At 44.7% G+C, this 17472-nt stretch carries 18 protein-coding genes; 16 read left to right on the top strand and 2 right to left on the bottom strand.

All coding sequences use genetic code 11. The features are described from left to right. Nucleotides 1-193 precede the first annotated feature (193 nt). Together QI63_RS01495 and QI63_RS01490 are read right to left on the bottom strand one after the other, a co-directional pair. The gene (locus tag QI63_RS01495; RefSeq protein ID WP_044013251.1) at nucleotides 194-820 is read right to left on the bottom strand and encodes an epoxyqueuosine reductase QueH; all 627 of its coding nucleotides are present in this window, start codon (nucleotides 818-820) and stop codon (nucleotides 194-196) included. Then, a complete protein-coding gene (locus QI63_RS01490; protein ID WP_044013249.1) occupies nucleotides 817-2022 on the bottom strand; it encodes a DHH family phosphoesterase in 1206 nt (401 codons plus the stop codon). Before QI63_RS01490 ends, QI63_RS01495 begins: the two co-directional genes overlap by 4 nt. A 134-nt stretch (nucleotides 2023-2156) precedes the next feature. Between QI63_RS01490 and nagA the strand changes: the two genes are divergently transcribed. The 16 genes from nagA (at nucleotide 2157) to QI63_RS01415 (ending at nucleotide 17467) form a co-directional block, all read left to right on the top strand. Next, complete coding sequence (gene nagA, locus QI63_RS01485; protein ID WP_044013247.1) at nucleotides 2157-3329, top strand: N-acetylglucosamine-6-phosphate deacetylase; 1173 nt, start codon at nucleotides 2157-2159, stop codon at nucleotides 3327-3329. Nucleotides 3330-3357: 28 nt separating this feature from the next. Then, nucleotides 3358-4164 (top strand): glucosamine-6-phosphate deaminase, encoded by an 807-nt coding sequence (nagB, locus tag QI63_RS01480; RefSeq protein ID WP_044013245.1) that lies wholly within the window; start codon nucleotides 3358-3360, stop codon nucleotides 4162-4164. 2 nt (nucleotides 4165-4166) lie between these two features. After that, entirely contained in the window at nucleotides 4167-5255 is a 1089-nt protein-coding gene (locus QI63_RS01475; protein WP_044013242.1) for an AI-2E family transporter, read from the top strand. Between the two features lie 8 nt (nucleotides 5256-5263). Next, entirely contained in the window at nucleotides 5264-6334 is a 1071-nt protein-coding gene (locus QI63_RS01470; RefSeq protein WP_044013240.1) for a 3-deoxy-7-phosphoheptulonate synthase, read from the top strand. 235 nt (nucleotides 6335-6569) lie between these two features. After that, nucleotides 6570-7049 carry a ribonuclease HI gene (rnhA, locus tag QI63_RS01465; RefSeq protein WP_044013238.1) on the top strand — a complete coding sequence of 160 codons (480 nt, stop codon included), beginning with the start codon at nucleotides 6570-6572 and terminating at the stop codon, nucleotides 7047-7049. Between the two features lie 27 nt (nucleotides 7050-7076). Next, a complete protein-coding gene (locus QI63_RS01460) occupies nucleotides 7077-7826 on the top strand; it encodes a Sir2 family NAD-dependent protein deacetylase (protein WP_044013236.1) in 750 nt (249 codons plus the stop codon). 204 nt (nucleotides 7827-8030) lie between these two features. Continuing rightward, on the top strand, nucleotides 8031-9341 hold the full coding sequence (locus QI63_RS01455) for an ABC transporter substrate-binding protein (protein WP_044013234.1): 1311 nt from the start codon (nucleotides 8031-8033) through the stop codon (nucleotides 9339-9341). 325 nt (nucleotides 9342-9666) lie between these two features. Then, complete coding sequence (locus QI63_RS01450) at nucleotides 9667-10545, top strand: carbohydrate ABC transporter permease (protein ID WP_044013232.1); 879 nt, start codon at nucleotides 9667-9669, stop codon at nucleotides 10543-10545. A gap of 9 nt (nucleotides 10546-10554) precedes the next feature. Continuing rightward, complete coding sequence (locus QI63_RS01445) at nucleotides 10555-11406, top strand: carbohydrate ABC transporter permease (protein WP_044013230.1); 852 nt, start codon at nucleotides 10555-10557, stop codon at nucleotides 11404-11406. Nucleotides 11407-11449: 43 nt separating this feature from the next. Next, nucleotides 11450-12925 (top strand): M81 family metallopeptidase, encoded by a 1476-nt coding sequence (locus QI63_RS01440; protein WP_044013228.1) that lies wholly within the window; start codon nucleotides 11450-11452, stop codon nucleotides 12923-12925. A 246-nt stretch (nucleotides 12926-13171) separates the two neighbouring features. Further along, the gene (locus QI63_RS01435; protein ID WP_235619744.1) at nucleotides 13172-13768 is read left to right on the top strand and encodes a pentapeptide repeat-containing protein; all 597 of its coding nucleotides are present in this window, start codon (nucleotides 13172-13174) and stop codon (nucleotides 13766-13768) included. Further along, the gene (locus QI63_RS01430; protein WP_044013226.1) at nucleotides 13765-14337 is read left to right on the top strand and encodes an MBL fold hydrolase; all 573 of its coding nucleotides are present in this window, start codon (nucleotides 13765-13767) and stop codon (nucleotides 14335-14337) included. Before QI63_RS01435 ends, QI63_RS01430 begins: the two co-directional genes overlap by 4 nt. Nucleotides 14338-14445: 108 nt before the next feature. Further along, nucleotides 14446-14694, top strand: a complete 249-nt coding sequence (locus QI63_RS13200; protein WP_235619743.1) for a hypothetical protein — start codon at nucleotides 14446-14448, stop codon at nucleotides 14692-14694. Continuing rightward, complete coding sequence (locus QI63_RS01425; RefSeq protein ID WP_369792416.1) at nucleotides 14649-16217, top strand: trypsin-like peptidase domain-containing protein; 1569 nt, start codon at nucleotides 14649-14651, stop codon at nucleotides 16215-16217. The genes QI63_RS13200 and QI63_RS01425 overlap by 46 nt, the downstream gene beginning before the upstream one ends. Before the next feature lie 25 nt (nucleotides 16218-16242). Further along, entirely contained in the window at nucleotides 16243-16860 is a 618-nt protein-coding gene (locus QI63_RS01420; protein ID WP_044013224.1) for a hypothetical protein, read from the top strand. Next, on the top strand, nucleotides 16847-17467 hold the full coding sequence (locus tag QI63_RS01415) for a hypothetical protein (RefSeq protein WP_044013222.1): 621 nt from the start codon (nucleotides 16847-16849) through the stop codon (nucleotides 17465-17467). Before QI63_RS01420 ends, QI63_RS01415 begins: the two co-directional genes overlap by 14 nt. The last annotated feature ends 5 nt before the right edge of the window (nucleotides 17468-17472 follow it).

Here is a 17472-nt window from a genome sequence, read left to right as displayed (position 1 = left end):
GACATTCCTGTCCGTTCTGAAACTACAAGGCGCGTACAAAAAACACCCGCAGGCGTACTTGATGTACGTCGAGGACTACTTACAGTAGCGGCACGGATGCCGCTGGTTTAAACAGTAGCGATATTTCGGCAAAGCCGAAATTCGCCATCAAAAGTGTACAAGGATGTACACTTTTGATGATGTGCCGTATATTTCAAAAGGTGAGGGAGAACTCACAGCCGCAGTAATCTTGTCTATACAACCCCAACTCTTTGCTCAGTTTAATGGACTCCAGATAGCCGTCTTTTTTCTTGAAGTCGCTCGGCAGCCATCGGCACTTGTCTGTGGCAAGCTCCATGCCGATTTCGTTGATTTTTGCCGCACTTTTGAGCGGGCTGAGAGAAAGCGTTGTACAGAAAAAATCGAAATCTTGGGCTGTTGCCTCGCGTACCGTTGCTGCAAGCCGGAGCCGATAGCAGCGGAAGCACCGCTCTCCACCTTCGGGGCAATCCGTATAGCCTTCCGCTATTTCGAGAAATTCTTGATGATTATAGTCCCGTATCAGGTAATCGATTCGGTACGGAAATTCTTTTGACGTATTGTACTGTTCGATTAAACGGATTTGTTCATCCGCACGGGTACGGTATTCAAGTTGGGTATCGATGTTAGGATTATAATAGAAGATAGTTAGCTTAAAATGCCCTGCCAGCCGCTTTATTACCGAAGAACTGCATGGGGCGCAGCATGAGTGGAGCATAAGACGCGGTGGAGCTTCGGCAGTAAAAGAATTGCCAAGAGCCGCGATGGTTTGTTCCATCAATAATTGAAAATTTTGCTTCATACTAATATGTTTTGTTTAATAAAAGATTGGATGTCTTCAAGCAGTGTATAAAGCGAGTTTCCGGATTCTCGGGGAAGCCGAAAGGCGATCGCGCCGGGATGTCCGCCTCCGTCCGTAATCTTAAAATGACTGAGAATTGGGTGTAAATTGATGCCTCGAACTGCTTCGCTCGCACGGATACGGCACTGTATTTTATTGGATTTGCCGGGAGAATCGTAGTAGGCGGAAATTCCTATGCCTCCGACTTTCTCTGCAATGGCATTGGTTGCCTCCTTAATCATACCGGTAAACTGTGTATATTCGATACTTTTAAGGAAAGCATTCGACTCATCTTCCGATAAAATGACCATTCCGATGTGTTCGGTATATCTCGCACGGTCGATAATGGTATGATAGATTTTCTCGGTTTCGGCATCGGTTGTTTCCATCACATCCAGCAGCCGTTCCATTGATTCGATTTTTTTTGTACGCCCCTCCGAATGAGTGCTTATCCGCAGCATCAAATTTAAATGCTTGGAAAAATAGTCAAAAACTTCTTTATCATGCGGGTTGGAAATATAATTTCCCATTTTTGCATCGCCGAGCATACCGGTCAAAAGCGTCAGTACCAGATTCCGCGAATAAAGCTCTTCGATGCTGTAACGCTGTAGTATTTCGGGGTGCGTTGCTAATTTATAGCATATCCGGCATAATATTTCGCAGGTACTGGACGCATGGAGAACTAAAGAATAGGCGGGATCTCCGGAATATGCAGCATCGGAATCAAAGTGATGGTCTATTTCAATTTTTGGAATAGATGGGGTATTCAGAAAATCATAGATACAGCCGTTTGCCGCGATCATATCCGGTTTCGGCGTATCCAAAATACAGAGAACTTCGACGGAACGGATCGGCGGCATTGTTCCGTAATATATATTGATCTTGTTATATTTGCAGATGGAAGTGAGAAATTTAAGGTTTTCAGGCGGTACGGATTCTAAAAAAATGCTGACGTGTTTATTAAATTTACGCAACAATAGTGCGCCTGCCACGGTCGAAGCATAACAATCTTCATCAGGGTTTTCGTGACCGAGAATCAAGAATGAACGATGTGCTTTCATGAGATAATACATATTCTGTATAACACGATTCCGCGCTCCAATGGTCATATTCTGCCGTTTTAAGCGCAAATCGGGTCTGAATTTATTCCCCTGAGAATCCATATAAAATCATTATACCATACTTTCCAATAAAGTGTTATCCCAAAATACATTTTTTCAAAAAATGTCTGATGTGGTGCGCCCCTAGGCTTTTTAACGGTTTTTTGATAAAATTACGCAAATTTATGGAGAAAATCATGGAAAATGCACTTTGTTTTCATAATGCAACGGTAGTAACCGGTTACTCCTTAATGGAAAACGGTTGTGTCTATGTTAAGGACGGCAAGATTGAGGATGTCTTTAGCGAGCGCCGCTTTTTAAATAAACGTTTTTCTCCCGAAGTACGTATCATCGATGTCGATAAAGCATATATTGCTCCGGGACTGATCGATACCCACATTCACGGCTTTGCAGGATTCGGGACGGAAGACGGCTCTCCCGATTCCATACTTGGTATGTCGAAGGCTCTTGCCGAATACGGCGTAACGGCTTTTAATCCTACGCTGTATCCGACGGAGCCGGAAAATATGACGAAATGTATCCGTGCGGTTGTCGATGCAATGGGACATGAAGAAGGTGCTGCCATCATGGGTTTGCACCTTGAAGGTCCGTTTATTTCGCCGGAAAAACCCGGAGCGTTAAGCCCTTCTGCAATCAGCTCTGTCAATCTGGATTTGATGGATAAGCTTTGGGCTGCTTCAAACGGCAATATCGTCAATATGACCGTAGCTCCGGAGCTTAAAAATATGCGCGAGCTGGCGCTCTACTGCATCAAAAAAAATATTGTGCTGCAGGCGGGGCATACCAATGCACTTTACGAAAATATGCTTGAAGGAATGCAGGCGGGTATTTTACATTCGACGCATCTTTTTAACGCGATGAGCCAAATGCACCACCGCAACCCTGGTGCCGTCGGTGCGATTTTAATCCATCCGGAAATGTCCTGCGAAATTATTGCGGACGGTATCCATGTTCATCCCGACCTTATTCGCTTATTGGCACGGGATAAACCGATCGATAAGATTGTTTTAATAACCGATAGTCTCAAGCCTACGGAACAGTGTGAAGGTACTCTGATTGCAAACGGAGAAGAGGTTGTACTCCAAGGCGGGTGTTTCCATCGTAAGACGGACGGCGTTATCGCGGGTTCGAGTCTTTCGATGATTCGCGGGGTTAAGAACCTTGTATCCTTCGGTTTTCCGGTAGAGACCGCCGTCCGCTTCGGATCCGCAAATCCGGCAGAAATTATGCGGTATTCTAAACGCGGTTCCATTATGCCGGGGTACAAAGGTGATCTTATCGTATTCGATAAGCAGTTCAATGTGCTTGCAACCGTCATAAAAGGAAATTTGAAAAAAAATTTATTTTAATAAGGCTAAAAATTTTATAGGAGAAGCTATGCGATTAATTATAAAACCTGATTATGATGCCTGTTCCGTATGGGCGGCTGATCATATTTGCAAAAAAATTACGGATTTTGCTCCGACTGCATCAAGGCCGTTCGTACTCGGCTTGCCGACGGGGTCTACACCGCTTGGTGTCTACAAAGAATTGATTAAACGCCATCGGGAAGGGAATATTTCGTTTAAACACGTGGTTACCTTTAACATGGATGAATATGTGGGATTGACTCCCGATCATCCGCAAAGCTACCACTACTTTATGTATGAAAACTTCTTTAAGTACATCGATATAGACCCTGCAAATATTCATATTTTAGACGGGATGGCAAAAGATCCAAAAACCGAGTGCGAACAATACGAAGCGGCGATTGCGCAGTACGGAAAAATTCATCTATTCATGGGCGGGGTCGGAGCAGACGGGCATATCGCTTTCAATGAACCCGGTTCTTCCCTTGCGTCCCGCACACGCCAGAAAACACTGACACAGGACACGATTGCGATGAATGCCCGCTTTTTTAACGGCGATGCGGCAGCAGTTCCCAAGACAGCGCTGACTGTCGGAATCGGTACGATTACCGATGCGGAAGAGGTGATGATCCTCGCAACCGGTTACAATAAAGCGCGGGCGGTACGGCATGCGGTGGAAGGCAGTGTCAATCATATTTGGACGATTTCGGCACTACAGCTGCACCCGCATGCAATCATCGTGTGCGACGAACCGGCTACCGATGAACTCCGTGTCGGAACCGTTCGGTATTTTAAAGATATAGAAACTTCAACTTCATCGGGCGGAACAAAATAAGCATGCAGAAATCACTCAAGTTTCAAACCGTTTCTTTTTTTATCATATTGGCGATTACCGTTGTGCTGGTAGCGCGGGTGTTTTTGCCCTATGCAAGCGTACTGTTGTGGTCAGCTATCCTCTACATCATGTTTGGACCGCTGTATCATAAACTGCTTAAAAAGCTGAAGCCGGAGTCCCGATGGTTTAGAATGCAGCAGAGTATTATCGCCGCTTCATTTTCGGTCGGTATTATTATACTGGTTGCCGGAATTCTGTTCTTTTTTGTTATTAAACTGATCGGGCAAGGGCAGATGTTTGTAAAGAAAATAATGAACTTTTTTATTACGCATCCGCAGTTATTTAGAATGGAAAAAGATGCACCGCTGAATGAATTAGTCATGCAGATTTCGATGGGAACAATCGATCTTTCGGTGTTTGATGTCAAAAAAGAACTTATGAATTTCTTTCTACAATATGCGAATACGATCGTCCGCTACGCGACAAGTATTGCCAAAAATATCGGTAATTTTGTGCTTTCGCTCCTGTTCATGTGTTTTGCCCTCTATTTTCTTTTTATCGATGGGCAATATCTCGGTACGGTGTTTGTAACGGCTATTCCGATTCAGGTGTCGGAAGGTCAAAAACTGGCGGCAAAGATAAAGGACACTATCTCCAACCTTTTTATGGGGTATTTTCTCGTTTCAATATGTCAGTTTGCAGCGGCGTTTATCGTGTATACTATTTTTCAGGTGGAAGGCGCACTGCTTTTATCGTTTTTAACTTTTTTTAGTTCCTTTTTGCCTTTCTTTGGCTGCGCGTTGGTATGGGCCCCGATTGGAATCGAAATAGTGTTAACGGCAGGTTTATTTAAAGGTCTCCTCTTTCTCTGCGTCGCAGGCTTTTTTATCAGTTCAATCGATAATTTTTTACGACCGATGTTCTTGCAGAACCGTGTTCAGATACATCCGTTGCTGATTTTCTTTTCGATACTCGGCGGTATTCGTTTTTTTAAGCTGAACGGAATTGTGCTTGGTCCGCTGTTTGTTATCCTCTTGTTTACGCTGATCGATATTGCGCGGACTTCGGACAGTACGGATGCTGAAGACTAGCCTTGACCATGAATAGTCGCCCGCTGTTATACCATCGGCGTATTGAACGAATACACCCGTTGATTTCGCCGCAGCAGATGCTCGAAAAAATCCCGGTATCGGAAAAAGCGTGTCACACAGTGTTGACGGGAAGAAAAGAGGTAGAAGCGATTTTGTCCGGCGCCGATAACCGGTTTTTATTGGTTGCCGGCCCTTGTTCCATCCACGATCCGATCTCTGCACTGGATTATGCGAACCGGTTAATGCGTCTGCGGATAAAATACCGCGACCGCTTTTGTATTATCATGCGCGTGTATTTTGAAAAACCGCGTACCGGTTTGGGCTGGCGCGGTTTGATTGTAGAACCTGCGCTTGATGGAGTGATTAATATTACCGGCGGGTTGGAGATGGCGCGCAAAACATTGAGTGCTATTACCGAACTGGGACTGCCGGCTGCTTCGGAGTTGCTCGATCCTATTGTACCGCAATATACTGCGGATTTTATCAGCTGGGCGTCTATCGGTGCGCGTTCCGCCGAAAGTCAGATACACCGGGAACTTGCTTCGGGGCTGTCGATGCCGGTCGGTTTTAAGAACCCTACCGACGGCGATATTAGTACGGCGATAAACGCCATTGTTTCCGCACGGGAACCGCATGCCTTTCTCGGCCTCATGCAAAACGGCAATCCCGCAGTAATGCATACGAGCGGCAATGAATACGCGCACCTCGTATTGCGGGGGAGCATTCACGGAGCAAACTGCGGCAGGGTTTCAATAGAAGAAAGTTGCCGTCTTTTGACTGAACAGGGGATACAGCCGGCGATCCTGATTGACTGTTCGCATGGCAACTCACAACGGCAGCCGGAAAAGCAGTGGGACATCCTGCTTGAAAGCCTCCGGTTAAGGTTGGAGCAGCCGCAGATTGAAGCAATCCGCGGTTGTATGCTCGAAAGCTTTATTCAGGCGGGGTCCGTTTCGCCGGAGCATTGCTCAAAAAAGAGCGAATACGGTAAATCAATTACCGACCCCTGCATGAGCTGGGAAATGACCGAATCGCTTCTCACCGAAGCCGCGGATATATGGACAGGGCAACTGCATTAGAAATATTCCAAGCAGTTGCCTTCCTCTTGTATGAAATTTTGTTAAAAATTTCATACATTTTTTTAAGGAAGGACAAGCGCATCAGACAGACAGATAGATAAAAATCGCAGAATAATGGGGTTGTGAGACCATTTGAACCGCGAAGTGGTTCAACTCTGGTTGAGCAGCCCCATTATTCTGCGTGGATATTCACAATGATGTCTGATGCGCTTGTCCTGTACTCGGAGATATTATTATGAAAAAAATTAAATTGTACACCGATGGAGCATGCTCCCAAAATCCCGGGCCGGGCGGATGGGCGTTCGTGATGATCCTCAAAGATATGCAAGGTGATCAGCCGGATCAGGAATTACTGCGAGGTTCCGGCGGAGAAAAACTGACTACAAATAATAGAATGGAATTACTTGCGGTTATTCAAGCCCTTATTGCCTATCAGGAAAAAATATTGCCCGGCTATGCAGACTGCCCGGTAACCCTGCATACGGATTCCCAGTATGTGCAGCAGGGGATCTCTTCGTGGATAAAAAAGTGGAAGCTGAATGGCTGGAAAACAGCTGCCAGAGAGCCGGTAAAGAATCAAGACCTTTGGCAGCAGCTCGATGCACTCGCTTCTCAACTCAACCTTGAATGGATGTGGGTAAAAGGACATGCCGGCAACGTCTACAATGAACTGTGCGACACCCTTGCTGTAGAAGCGGCAAAAAAAGCGAAATAACTTATCAGAAACGGAAGGGAGGCTCGTATGAAAAACGAAACAGCATATCGGGAATTGGCGGATCGCATAGCAGCGGCAAAACACTGCGTTGCCTTTACGGGCGCGGGAGTCAGTACCTTGTCCGGTATTCGGGATTTTAGAGGTAAGAACGGGCTTTATACGCTGCCTGAAACCGATAAGATGTTCGATATCGAAGTCTTTAGGGAAACACCCTCCGTGTATTACCGGCTTGCAAAGGAATTTATCTACGGATTACAAGAAAAAGAGCCGTCAATTGTGCATCAGGTACTTGCCGGACTGGAATCTCGCGGAATCTTAAAGGCGCTTATTACTCAAAATATCGACTTATTACATCAAAAAGCCGGAAGCAAGCACGTGATAGAAGTACACGGTTCTCCTTCGCGGCATAGCTGTACGCATTGTTCCTATAGTACAACCTTTGAGGATGTCGTCGAGGTTGCCCGTAAAGGCGAGGTACCGCTCTGCCCAAAGTGCGGCTATGCATTAAAACCGGATATTACGTTTTTCGGTGAAGCACTCCCATTTGCAGCGATAACGGAGGCACAAAATGAATGTAATAGGGCGGATTTACTGCTGGTGTTGGGCAGTAGTCTTACCGTGTACCCCGCCGCAGCGCTGCCGCAGCTGACCTTAAAAGCGGGCGGTGCTGTTGCCGTCGTTAACGAACAGCCGACATATTTTGACGAGTACGCGGTTCTCCGCTGTACCGATTTGCAGGAGTGTTTTGAATATCTTGAACATACTCTGCTGGGATAGTACGGGTATACTGCCGCTTAGATCCCGATTCACGCAGATATCTCTAAAAATTCGATGAACATTTGCAGCTTTCAAGAACTTTTGAAAAATTTTTGCTGGTAAAAAGCGCAAATCAATGATATACTATTTACTATCTACTATATTTAAAGTTGACAATTGAAAATTCATATCCGAATTACTAGTTGTCTACCTGAGGAGGATGCAATGAAAAAAAGCATTGCGCTATTGTTCTTATGCTTGTGTACTGTTCTTTTCGTACTTACAGGCTGTAAACCGAAAGAGAATAACGCCGATTCGAATGCACCGGTAACCCTTTCGGTGTATATGCAGATGGATCTTGCCAACCCGCAATCAGCGTATTGGCCCGAGACCGTTGCAGCTTTTGAAAAGCAATACCCGAATATCAAACTTGAATTCGAGTACGTGAATGGCGAAGCATTCCATGATAAATTCCAAATCATGGCCGCTTCAGGGGATATTCCCGATGTCTTTACTACGTATGCGGGAGCCCGTTCAGGTTATGTACTTGACCGCGGTATGGTAAAAGACCTTCGCCCCTATCTGACGGACGATTTAAAAAATCAATACAATCCTGCCGTTTGGGCACCACAGGGACCGAATGGAGAAATCTATATTATTTCTCAGAACCTCGCAGTGTGTACGGTTGTGTATATCAATCCGAAACTGCAAAAACAGCTTGGTCTGACTACTCCGAAAACACTCAACGAAATGATTGCGCAAGTTCCCGTTATCAGAGAAGCCGGTTTAACCCCGCTTGCTTTTGCGAATAAGGGACAGTGGCAGGCTCAGTCGCTCTTGTTATCCATGTTAACCGATCGTATGGCCGGTACCGCATGGTTTGATAAAGCGATGGTCGGAACGGCAAAATTCTCCGATCAGCAATTTGTCGATGCAATCAATGTTATTAAAACGATGACCGATTCAAAGCTGTTCCCTCCCGGAGTAAACCAGATGGAAGGTACCGCTTCTTGGGGTGAATTTATTGCCGATAAGGCCGTGTATCTTTTGGATGCAGGATGGCGTATTTCCGCATTGAAAAAAGCTGCAAAACCCGAAGACTATGAACAGTATCAGTTAATGGCATTCCCCGCCGTTGCAGGAGAGGTTACACATGGCTCAAGCGCTGCGACAACCGGTGAAGCTTTCGGTATGAATGCAAAATTGACCGGTGCAAAAGCCGACGCTGCATGGAAATTCATTTCCTTTATGTCCGGTAAAGAAGCCTGTGAAATTTTGACAAAACACGGCACGACTACCACCTATAAGCTTGATCTTTCAAAATTCGATATCGATCAGCTTACAAAGCAATACATCGACCTGATTAACAATCAGAGCATGGGCTATGTTATCGATGCGAAGATGGATAGTGAAGGCGTAAACAGCGTACTCAACCCCGGTATCCAGGCGGTTATGATTGGGCAGAAAACCCCCGCTGAGCTTGCAAATGAATACGAAGCTTGGGTTGCTGCTAACGATTCTCATCGCAAAAAGTAAACCTGTTCAGAAACTTCCGTTTTGGAACAGGTCTAGTAAAACAAAAATATAAACGTAAGGGAATGCTTATCTCCATGGATGACTGTGGAGATAAGCAAATTTTCCATGCTAAAAATCTATAGGACACTTCTAAAAATCTAACCGAGTTTTTAGAGGTGTCCTATACTACAATAAATCTTGGGAACACGAATATAAAGACATGAACTTTACACGAGAACTGCCGATCGGCATACAGAAGCTTAAAACACTTCGCCGTAATGGCTGTATCTGTTTAGTAATGCATAATTATAATTGATAATTTAAACACTAAGGCGGTTTACGGTATATGACCTACTTACGGCAAAAGCGGATGAGTTATATTTCTTTTATCTTGCCTGCTTTTATTATTTACATCGGCATCATTATCTTTCCCGTGCTGTTCAGCTTTTATTTAAGTCTGACAAAGTGGAAAGGGTATGGAAAAATGGAATTTATCGGGCTTGGTAACTATATCAGAATGTTTACCGATCCTGTTTTCTACATTGGCTTACGGAACAATATCCTCATTGTATTAATTTCAGTACTCGGGCAGATTCCGCTTGGGCTTTTACTTGCGTACATGCTCTACCGAAAAATGGTAAAACACGCAAACTTTTTTGAAGTACTGATTTTCTTACCGATAACTATTTCGTCCGTTATCGTTGCACAGCTGTGGAACCGAATATTTTCTCCTGTCGGCGTGGTTCCTGCAATTATACGCGATCTAACCGGCAATCCCGACTACATTATGACGATATTTGAGGATAAATATCTTGCGATTGTGCCGATCCTCTTTGTATTACTGTGGCAGCATACCAGCCTTTATATGGTTATCTTTTTAGCTAACCTGCAGCGGATACCGTACAGCGTTATAGAGGCGGCTCAGCTGGAAGGCGCACGGGAAGGAACGATTTTTGCCCGCCTTATTGCGCCGATGCTGGCAAATGTTATTTTTATCAATACTATTCTGGCAGTTTCGGGCAGTTTTAAGAGTTTTGACCTCATCTATTCGATGACCGGCGGAGGGCCTGCGCACTTTACGGAAGTTATCGCCGTTTATATGTATAATACAACCTTTGTATTCCAGAATTACGGATACGGTAGTGCGCTGGCTGTTATCATTATCATCTTTACCGTTATAGCCTTGATGATAAGCCGAGCCGTAACAAAACGCTTTGATTATTAGGAGGCTGATATGACTACAAAACGAAATCTGCTGCAGGAAGCCTCTCATGGTTGGCAAACAAGCGCCTACATTTTAATGCTGACCTTTGCGGTGCTTACGCTGTTCCCGCTTATTTGGCTTTCTTATTCATCTTTTAAACTGAATGCGGAAATTATGATTCACCCGTTGGCGCTGCCGAAAGCTCCAACCTTTTTTAACTATACCGAATCGTGGGCAAAGGGCGGATTAGGTATTGCACTGGTAAACAGCTTTATCTATACGATTACGGCGACCGTCTCTACCATGCTGCTTGCAATGGCTGCTGCTTTCGGTTTAACAAAATTCCCTTTCAAATCGTCAAAGGTCTTTACTTCGATTTTTGCCTTTGGTTTAATGATCAGCGTTCATGCAGTTATCATCCCGTTGTTCCAACTGGAAGCAAAACTCGGTATGGTGAATACGCGCTTAGGGGTTATCATTCCGTATGTTGCTTTCAACCTGCCGATCTCTATTATGATTGCAATTTCGTATGTTAAGGGAATCCCCAATGCGCTCATTGAATCGGCGGAGATAGACGGCGCAAAGTACCGCTACATATTCTGGACGATGATTATGCCGCTCTCCGTTCCCGTCATTGCGACGATGATTATTTTATCTTTCTTGCAGCACTGGAATGAATTTTTATTCGTATTCGTTTTTACCACGAAGGCAACATTGAAAAGTTTACCGGTTGCGATTACCCAATTTGCCGGACGGCTCAACATCGACTACGGTTTACAATATGCCTCCCTTGTTATCGGGGTACTTCCGATGATTGTATTCTATATTGTCTTCCACGCACAGCTGATTAAAGGCTTTGGAGAAGGGGCTTTGAAGGAATAGCGGCATTGATATTCGGCATTGATATTATCGAAGGAGTTTTTAAATGAATAGAAAAAAGCGGGTGCTCGTGGGCGGAATGCATCACGAGTCCGATACCTTTAATCCGATTACCACCGGACCTGATGATATTTGGGTGTTACGGGGAAAGGAGCTTTTAGAGGGAAAGGGGCAAAGTTCCGTTTTCGGTTCGATTGCGACGTTGAAAGAAGCGGGATACGAGGTTATTCCGGCGCTTATCGCACGGGCGGTTCCGAACGGCGAATGGGACAAAGATTACTACCTTTCGTTAAAACAAGAATTTTTGCAGGCGATTAAGGATGCGCTGCCGCTGGATGCGCTGTGTCTTTCCTTGCATGGTTCGATGCGGGTGCGCGAAATCGGTGAGGCGGAAGGCGATTTACTGGAGGATATCCGTAAAATCTGCCCCGACATTCCTATTTTGTCATCACTTGATATGCACGCAACGATTTCGCAGCGGATGCTCGACTATGTAGACGGCTATGTAGGATATAAGTGCGCCCCGCATACGGACACGTATGAAATCGGCATTCATGCAGCGCGTATGACTATCGACACGTTGGAAAAAGGCATCAGGCCGGTTATGTCGGCGGTTAAGATTCCGTTCCTTATCGCAGGTGAACAATCGGAGACCAGTGTTGAGCCGATGAAAAAGCTAACGGCAACATTACGCGAATACGAAAAACAGCCGCACATTATGGCTGCTTCGTACCTGCTCGGCTTTCCGTGGGCTGATACTGCCGACAACGGCGTTACGGCGATGGTGGTAACCGACGGCGATAAGCAGCTCGCAACGGAAAAGGCGCGGGAGCTTGCGCAGTTGTTCTGGGATACCCGAAAAGAATTCTGCTTTTACAACGAAACCCGCGAACCCGCCGACGCCCTGGTTCATGCACGCTCAAGTGTTGAAGCAGGTGTGTATCCGGTGGTGCTTTCCGATTCGGGCGATAATCCGACTGCCGGTTCTTCGCAGGATGTAACCAACTTCTTAAAGGCGATCCTTGCCGATCCCTTCTTAACCTCGCTAAACCCGCCGCTGTGCTATCAGGCTTTTTACGATCCCGCCTTAGTTGCAGCCGCCTTTAAAGCCGGAGAAGGAAATGTCGTGGAGGGAACGCTCGGCGCCGCCTTCGACAAGGAAAAGAGTTCACCCATTCAGGTAAAAGCGACGGTAAAAAAACTATGCAAGGCATGGGCAGAGGCTCAGAACAGCGATATGGCACTCTTGGATGTCTGCGGCGTCGATGTCGTTGTAACGTCAAAGCATGTCGGCTGCTATGACCCCGAAATGATGCGGGCGCTCGGCGTTGAACCTACGGAACGCAAGGTCATTGTCGTCAAGCTCGGCTACCTTGAACCGGAAATCCGCGCCATTGCAAAACGCTCGATGCTCGTGCTCACCGACGGCAGCACCAACGAAGTGTTCTCCCGTCTGCATTATAAATACTTGCCGAGCCCGATGTATCCGATGGATCAAGAGATGTCCTGGAAGGCCTTTTGAAATATACGGTGCATCTACTGCGTTGCTGCGCGAAAATTAATCCTCAACGTATCAAAGATACGCCTGCGGTTAATTTTCGCTCGCGCCTTGTATCTACGCCGTCTATTTCAAAAGGCGCTGGCAGGGCGGTTTCACTAAGCCGCTACTGAAAATCCTCAACGTATCAGAACGGACATGGATGTCCGTGGTTCCACGCAACGGCGACGTTTTTGCTCCGCAAAAACTCGCGTCCAGAAGTGTACACGGATGTACACTTCTGGACAGTCTATTTCAAAAGGCTTACGGAAAGGTTTCTTTCAATTGGAGCTTACCGGTATGTTCGACATGACGAAACAATTATCCCATGAGGAGCTCACCTCGGCGCTTGAGTCGGGTTCCGATCTTAACAGTATGAATTTTGCCGGTCTTACGCTTACCGGTGTTGATTTTTCCGGTAAAAGACTTGCCGGCTGTTCATTTGCGCATGCCTGTTTTACGGATTGTTCCTTTACGGGTACGCGGGTTCGGCTTTCTTTTTTTGACTTTACCCGCTTTGTCAATTGCACCTTTGATAAAGCCGATATTCAGTTTTCCTGCTTTGCGGGAAGCATTTTTGAAAATACCGTTTTTACCGATTCGGAATTGCTTATCAATAATTTTACCGGGATTACAACGTGTGAATGCGGTTTTAAGGATTCGGATTTATACGGATCCCGTTTTATTCGATGCTCGTTGCGTAAGACACCGTTTGAAAATTGCAATATAAAAAAAGTGTATTTTACAAAGAATATATACGATGACGTATCATTTAAGTATTCTAATACGCGCGTTGCTCATTTTGATACTGAGGAATTTGTAAAATGAAAATATATCCTCATTATTCACACGAAGGTTTTGTAAACAGCTATCTTGTCGGCAATGAAGTCAGTAGAGAAGCGCTGATTATCGATCCGGGAAAGATAACCGGTGAAGTAATCGGTCACATCGAAAAGAACGGTTATACGCTCAGTGCTGTCTGTATTACGCATAATCATATCCGGCATTACGGGTACGGGCTTTCGACGTTGTTAAAAATATATAACCCGCGCATATATGCAGCGGATCATGCATTGGTCGGTAAACACGGAAAGATGCTGCGGGGCGATTGTACGCTTTCAATTGCCGGTTTTTCCGTCGAATGTTTTTCGGTACCCGGTCATTCGCCCGATTCTTATCTATTTAAGATAGATAACTGTATTTTTACCGGCGACAGTTTGACTGCGGGAATAACCGGTAGTACGCTGCATAGTTTTGCGGCAAAAACGCTTGCGGAGCAGCTCGAAAAAAAGCTATTTATCTATGATGATGCGTTCCTCCTTTTTCCGGGACACGGCCCGCCGACTACGATCGGAGCGGAACGGAAATTCACGCAGCATACCGATTTTCAAGGTTGACAAAAGTACGGTATACCCTATACCATATAAGATTGTAAATAAAATCTAAGAAAAATCTTTAAAAACAAAGTTTTCAGAGATTTCTCGTAGTATGTAAAGGAGTTGTTCATGAAAAACAAAATTATTTGTTTGCTTTTTTTTCTCAGTGTTACGGCAGCGTTTGCTGATATCAGAAATGCTGTTTGTATTGTAAGACCGAATTACAGTGAGAAAACCGCTGCTTTTATGGAAGCGGCGTCGGATAAACTGGAAACAGCCGGATATTCGGATTTAGCCGAGCTTTTTAAAAATGCAAAAGAAGGTGTGTTCGGATCCGGTTTTTTATTAAAGGACAAAATAAAAAAGACTATGTTTTAACCAACTATCATGTTGCTGCTTATGCGGCATCTCTTACGTTGGAAATTGAAGACGCTAACGGTGGAACGGCAAAAATTGAAAACTGTAAAATTATTGCTGTTGACGAAGAATTGGATCTTGCAATTGCCGAAGTCCCAAGCGGTAAAGTTGATTCGTATTTGACATTTGCATCAAAAACTCCTGTCGACGGAATTGACGTTTGGTCTGCCGGTTATCCGGGGCTGGCAGGAAAACCGATGTGGCAGCTCGGAAAAGGTACTGTAACAAATGCACGCGCACGACTGCCCGATGATATTGATCCGAAAATATCTACCTTCATTCAGCATTCTGCCCCTATCGACTCCGGAAATTCCGGCGGTCCTCTTCTTGTAAAAGCGGTAAATGCTCCTTCGGGATACGAAATTATCGGTATTAACTCTGCAAAGGCGGTTTTTAGACAGGCCACCAATTTTGCAATTCCTGCTTCTACAATCACTAAATTTATGGATGAGAAAGCTTTTGCCGGAAATAAAAAAATCGAACGCGATTTAACCGCTTCTTTAAATATATTTGCCGAATCCTGTAAAAATTTTAAAATCGAGAAAGAGAGTGACAAAAATAAAGAGATCGTTAAACGGATCAGAAAATTAACCGTTTATGTTTCCGAAGATTATGCGATCCAAAGCGGACTTGATGTATACTTGAAAGCGTTGCGAAGGGCTCCGAAACTTTTTAGAAATGAAATATTAGCTGCGTCAATTTTCGGAAATCCTATCAACGGCATCAGAACAGCTCTTGCATACGATATCTATACTGCGGTCGATCCGGAGGAAAATACCTATTTACCCGATACGGGGACGGATATCAATAGCTTGAAAAAGACGGACAACGGTTATGAATTTGTTCTGTATGATGAAGTTCAGAAGTCGAAATTCTTTACCGTTTGGAAAAAAGCCTATAATTCATGGCAGATGGACGGTACCGGTCTGAATGAGCCTCCTCAAAGCGGCACGGGTTCGAAAGACCAAAATAAAAAGAGTGCAAAAAAAGATAAAAAATCTTCCGGAAAATTCTCGGTCTTTATCGATGAAATTCCTACAAAAATGAGAATGCCTTTATCGTATCTCGGCTTTAGTAGGGATGGACGTTGGAGATCGGCTTTTTCGTTCGGTTTCTTTTACAGTTTTAAATATGCAGAAGTTGGAATGTCGGCTATTATTGATAAACCGCGCGATGGCATATCTTCATTCAGTCCCTCGCAGAGCGGTTTATTTAGCTTTACATTCGGACTCTGTCCTGAGCTGAAGGGGCAGATACCGATCAATATTAATAATGTCCTATACATTGCACCGCAAGCATTTGTCGGCGTAGGCCTGTTTATTCCTCCGGTCGATACGTTTGTACATTACGGGGCCGGTGTGGAATTTGTTCCGGCTAATTTTACAACACTGTCGTTCGGCGCCGATTTTATTGCACGGACATACTTAAAGAAGCCGAACACAACGAATCCTGGAGTTCGTATCAACGTATCAATACGGTTCTAATTATATTGAAAGGAGATAATAGTATATGAAAACAAAAATCAGTAAGAAGGGCGCGGTGCTTTTCTGTTTGTTGAGCGTGCTGACGGCATTTACTTCCTGTTCTATGTTCCGTAACTTTAAAGTTATGGCAGAAGACGGTTATGCAAGTCTAAACGGCAAAAAGGTTACTATAAAATCGATGGGAGATCCGGAAACTGACTGTCTGGTATACGGGTATGTGGATTCGTATGTTAGTCTACAGATGTATGTGCAAATGGATGCTTCCAAGGAGGCTATTTATACGACCCCATTAGCCATGGGAAATGGGCCTTTTTGTTTTCCTCCGTTGGACACGGGACTGAGTTTTCAGCTTATACAGCTCCGTCAAACAGCTGCATTTGGGGTCAATATCTATTCACCCAGTGTAGGAAAAGAAGGGTGTATTACATTTACTACGAAAAAAGCAGGCTTGCAGTTTATCGGCGCATATAACTTTCAGGTTGATTTTAAGACCTCTATAGGAGCGCTTACGCCGTATCCCCGCAGCGAACAGTCTGCGTATGAGTTAAAAACATTGACTAAAATGAAAAGTCAATTTAAAAACACTGACTGGGAAGCGCTTATCAATAAAAGAATAGAGGAGATTCAAAATGAGAAAAAATAACTACGCTGTTGCTTCATTTATTATTGCCGTTGCGTTTTTTATTATCGGTACGGATATCTTTGCCGCTGACAAGAACCGTCCTGCAGCCCCCGGAAAGGATGAGATTGTTATGGTATTTTCTTTAAAACTCCAGCCGTCCCCGGATACTGAATTTTTTGCAAAGTATGCAGATATGTCGTTTGCCGCACTCTCGCTCAAGCGGTACGGTGACGGAAATGATGTTATCATGTTTAAGGGTAAAAATGCTAAATATTTCCTTCAAGGGTGGACTGAAAAAGATACCGATTCCGGTGAGTTTGCTATGCTGCACGTCGGTTTTGCGGCTCGGAAACGATATATTGAGATTCACTCTTTACGATACTATTTTGCGGGAGCTGAGGCGCTATTTCTTACGCTCCCGTTACAGGTTAAAATCGAAGTGCCTGATGACGTACGCTACGTATATATCGGTGATTTTACCTGCAAATGCAGCAGGCCGTTTTATGATATAACCGATGTAAAAAGAACTGATAATTTCGATGCCGCTGCAAAAGCTGTCAAGGAAGTATACGGTAAAGATGCCGAACTTGAACGGGTGCCGTTGATTTCTTTGAATAAGGAAGATTAACAAGG

Source organism: Treponema sp. OMZ 838 (genome assembly GCF_000775995.1).
Taxonomy (GTDB): Bacteria; Spirochaetota; Spirochaetia; order Treponematales; family Treponemataceae; genus Treponema.
The sequence above is the reverse complement of the archived record's forward strand: the minus strand, read 5'-3'. Positions and strand labels throughout refer to the sequence as shown.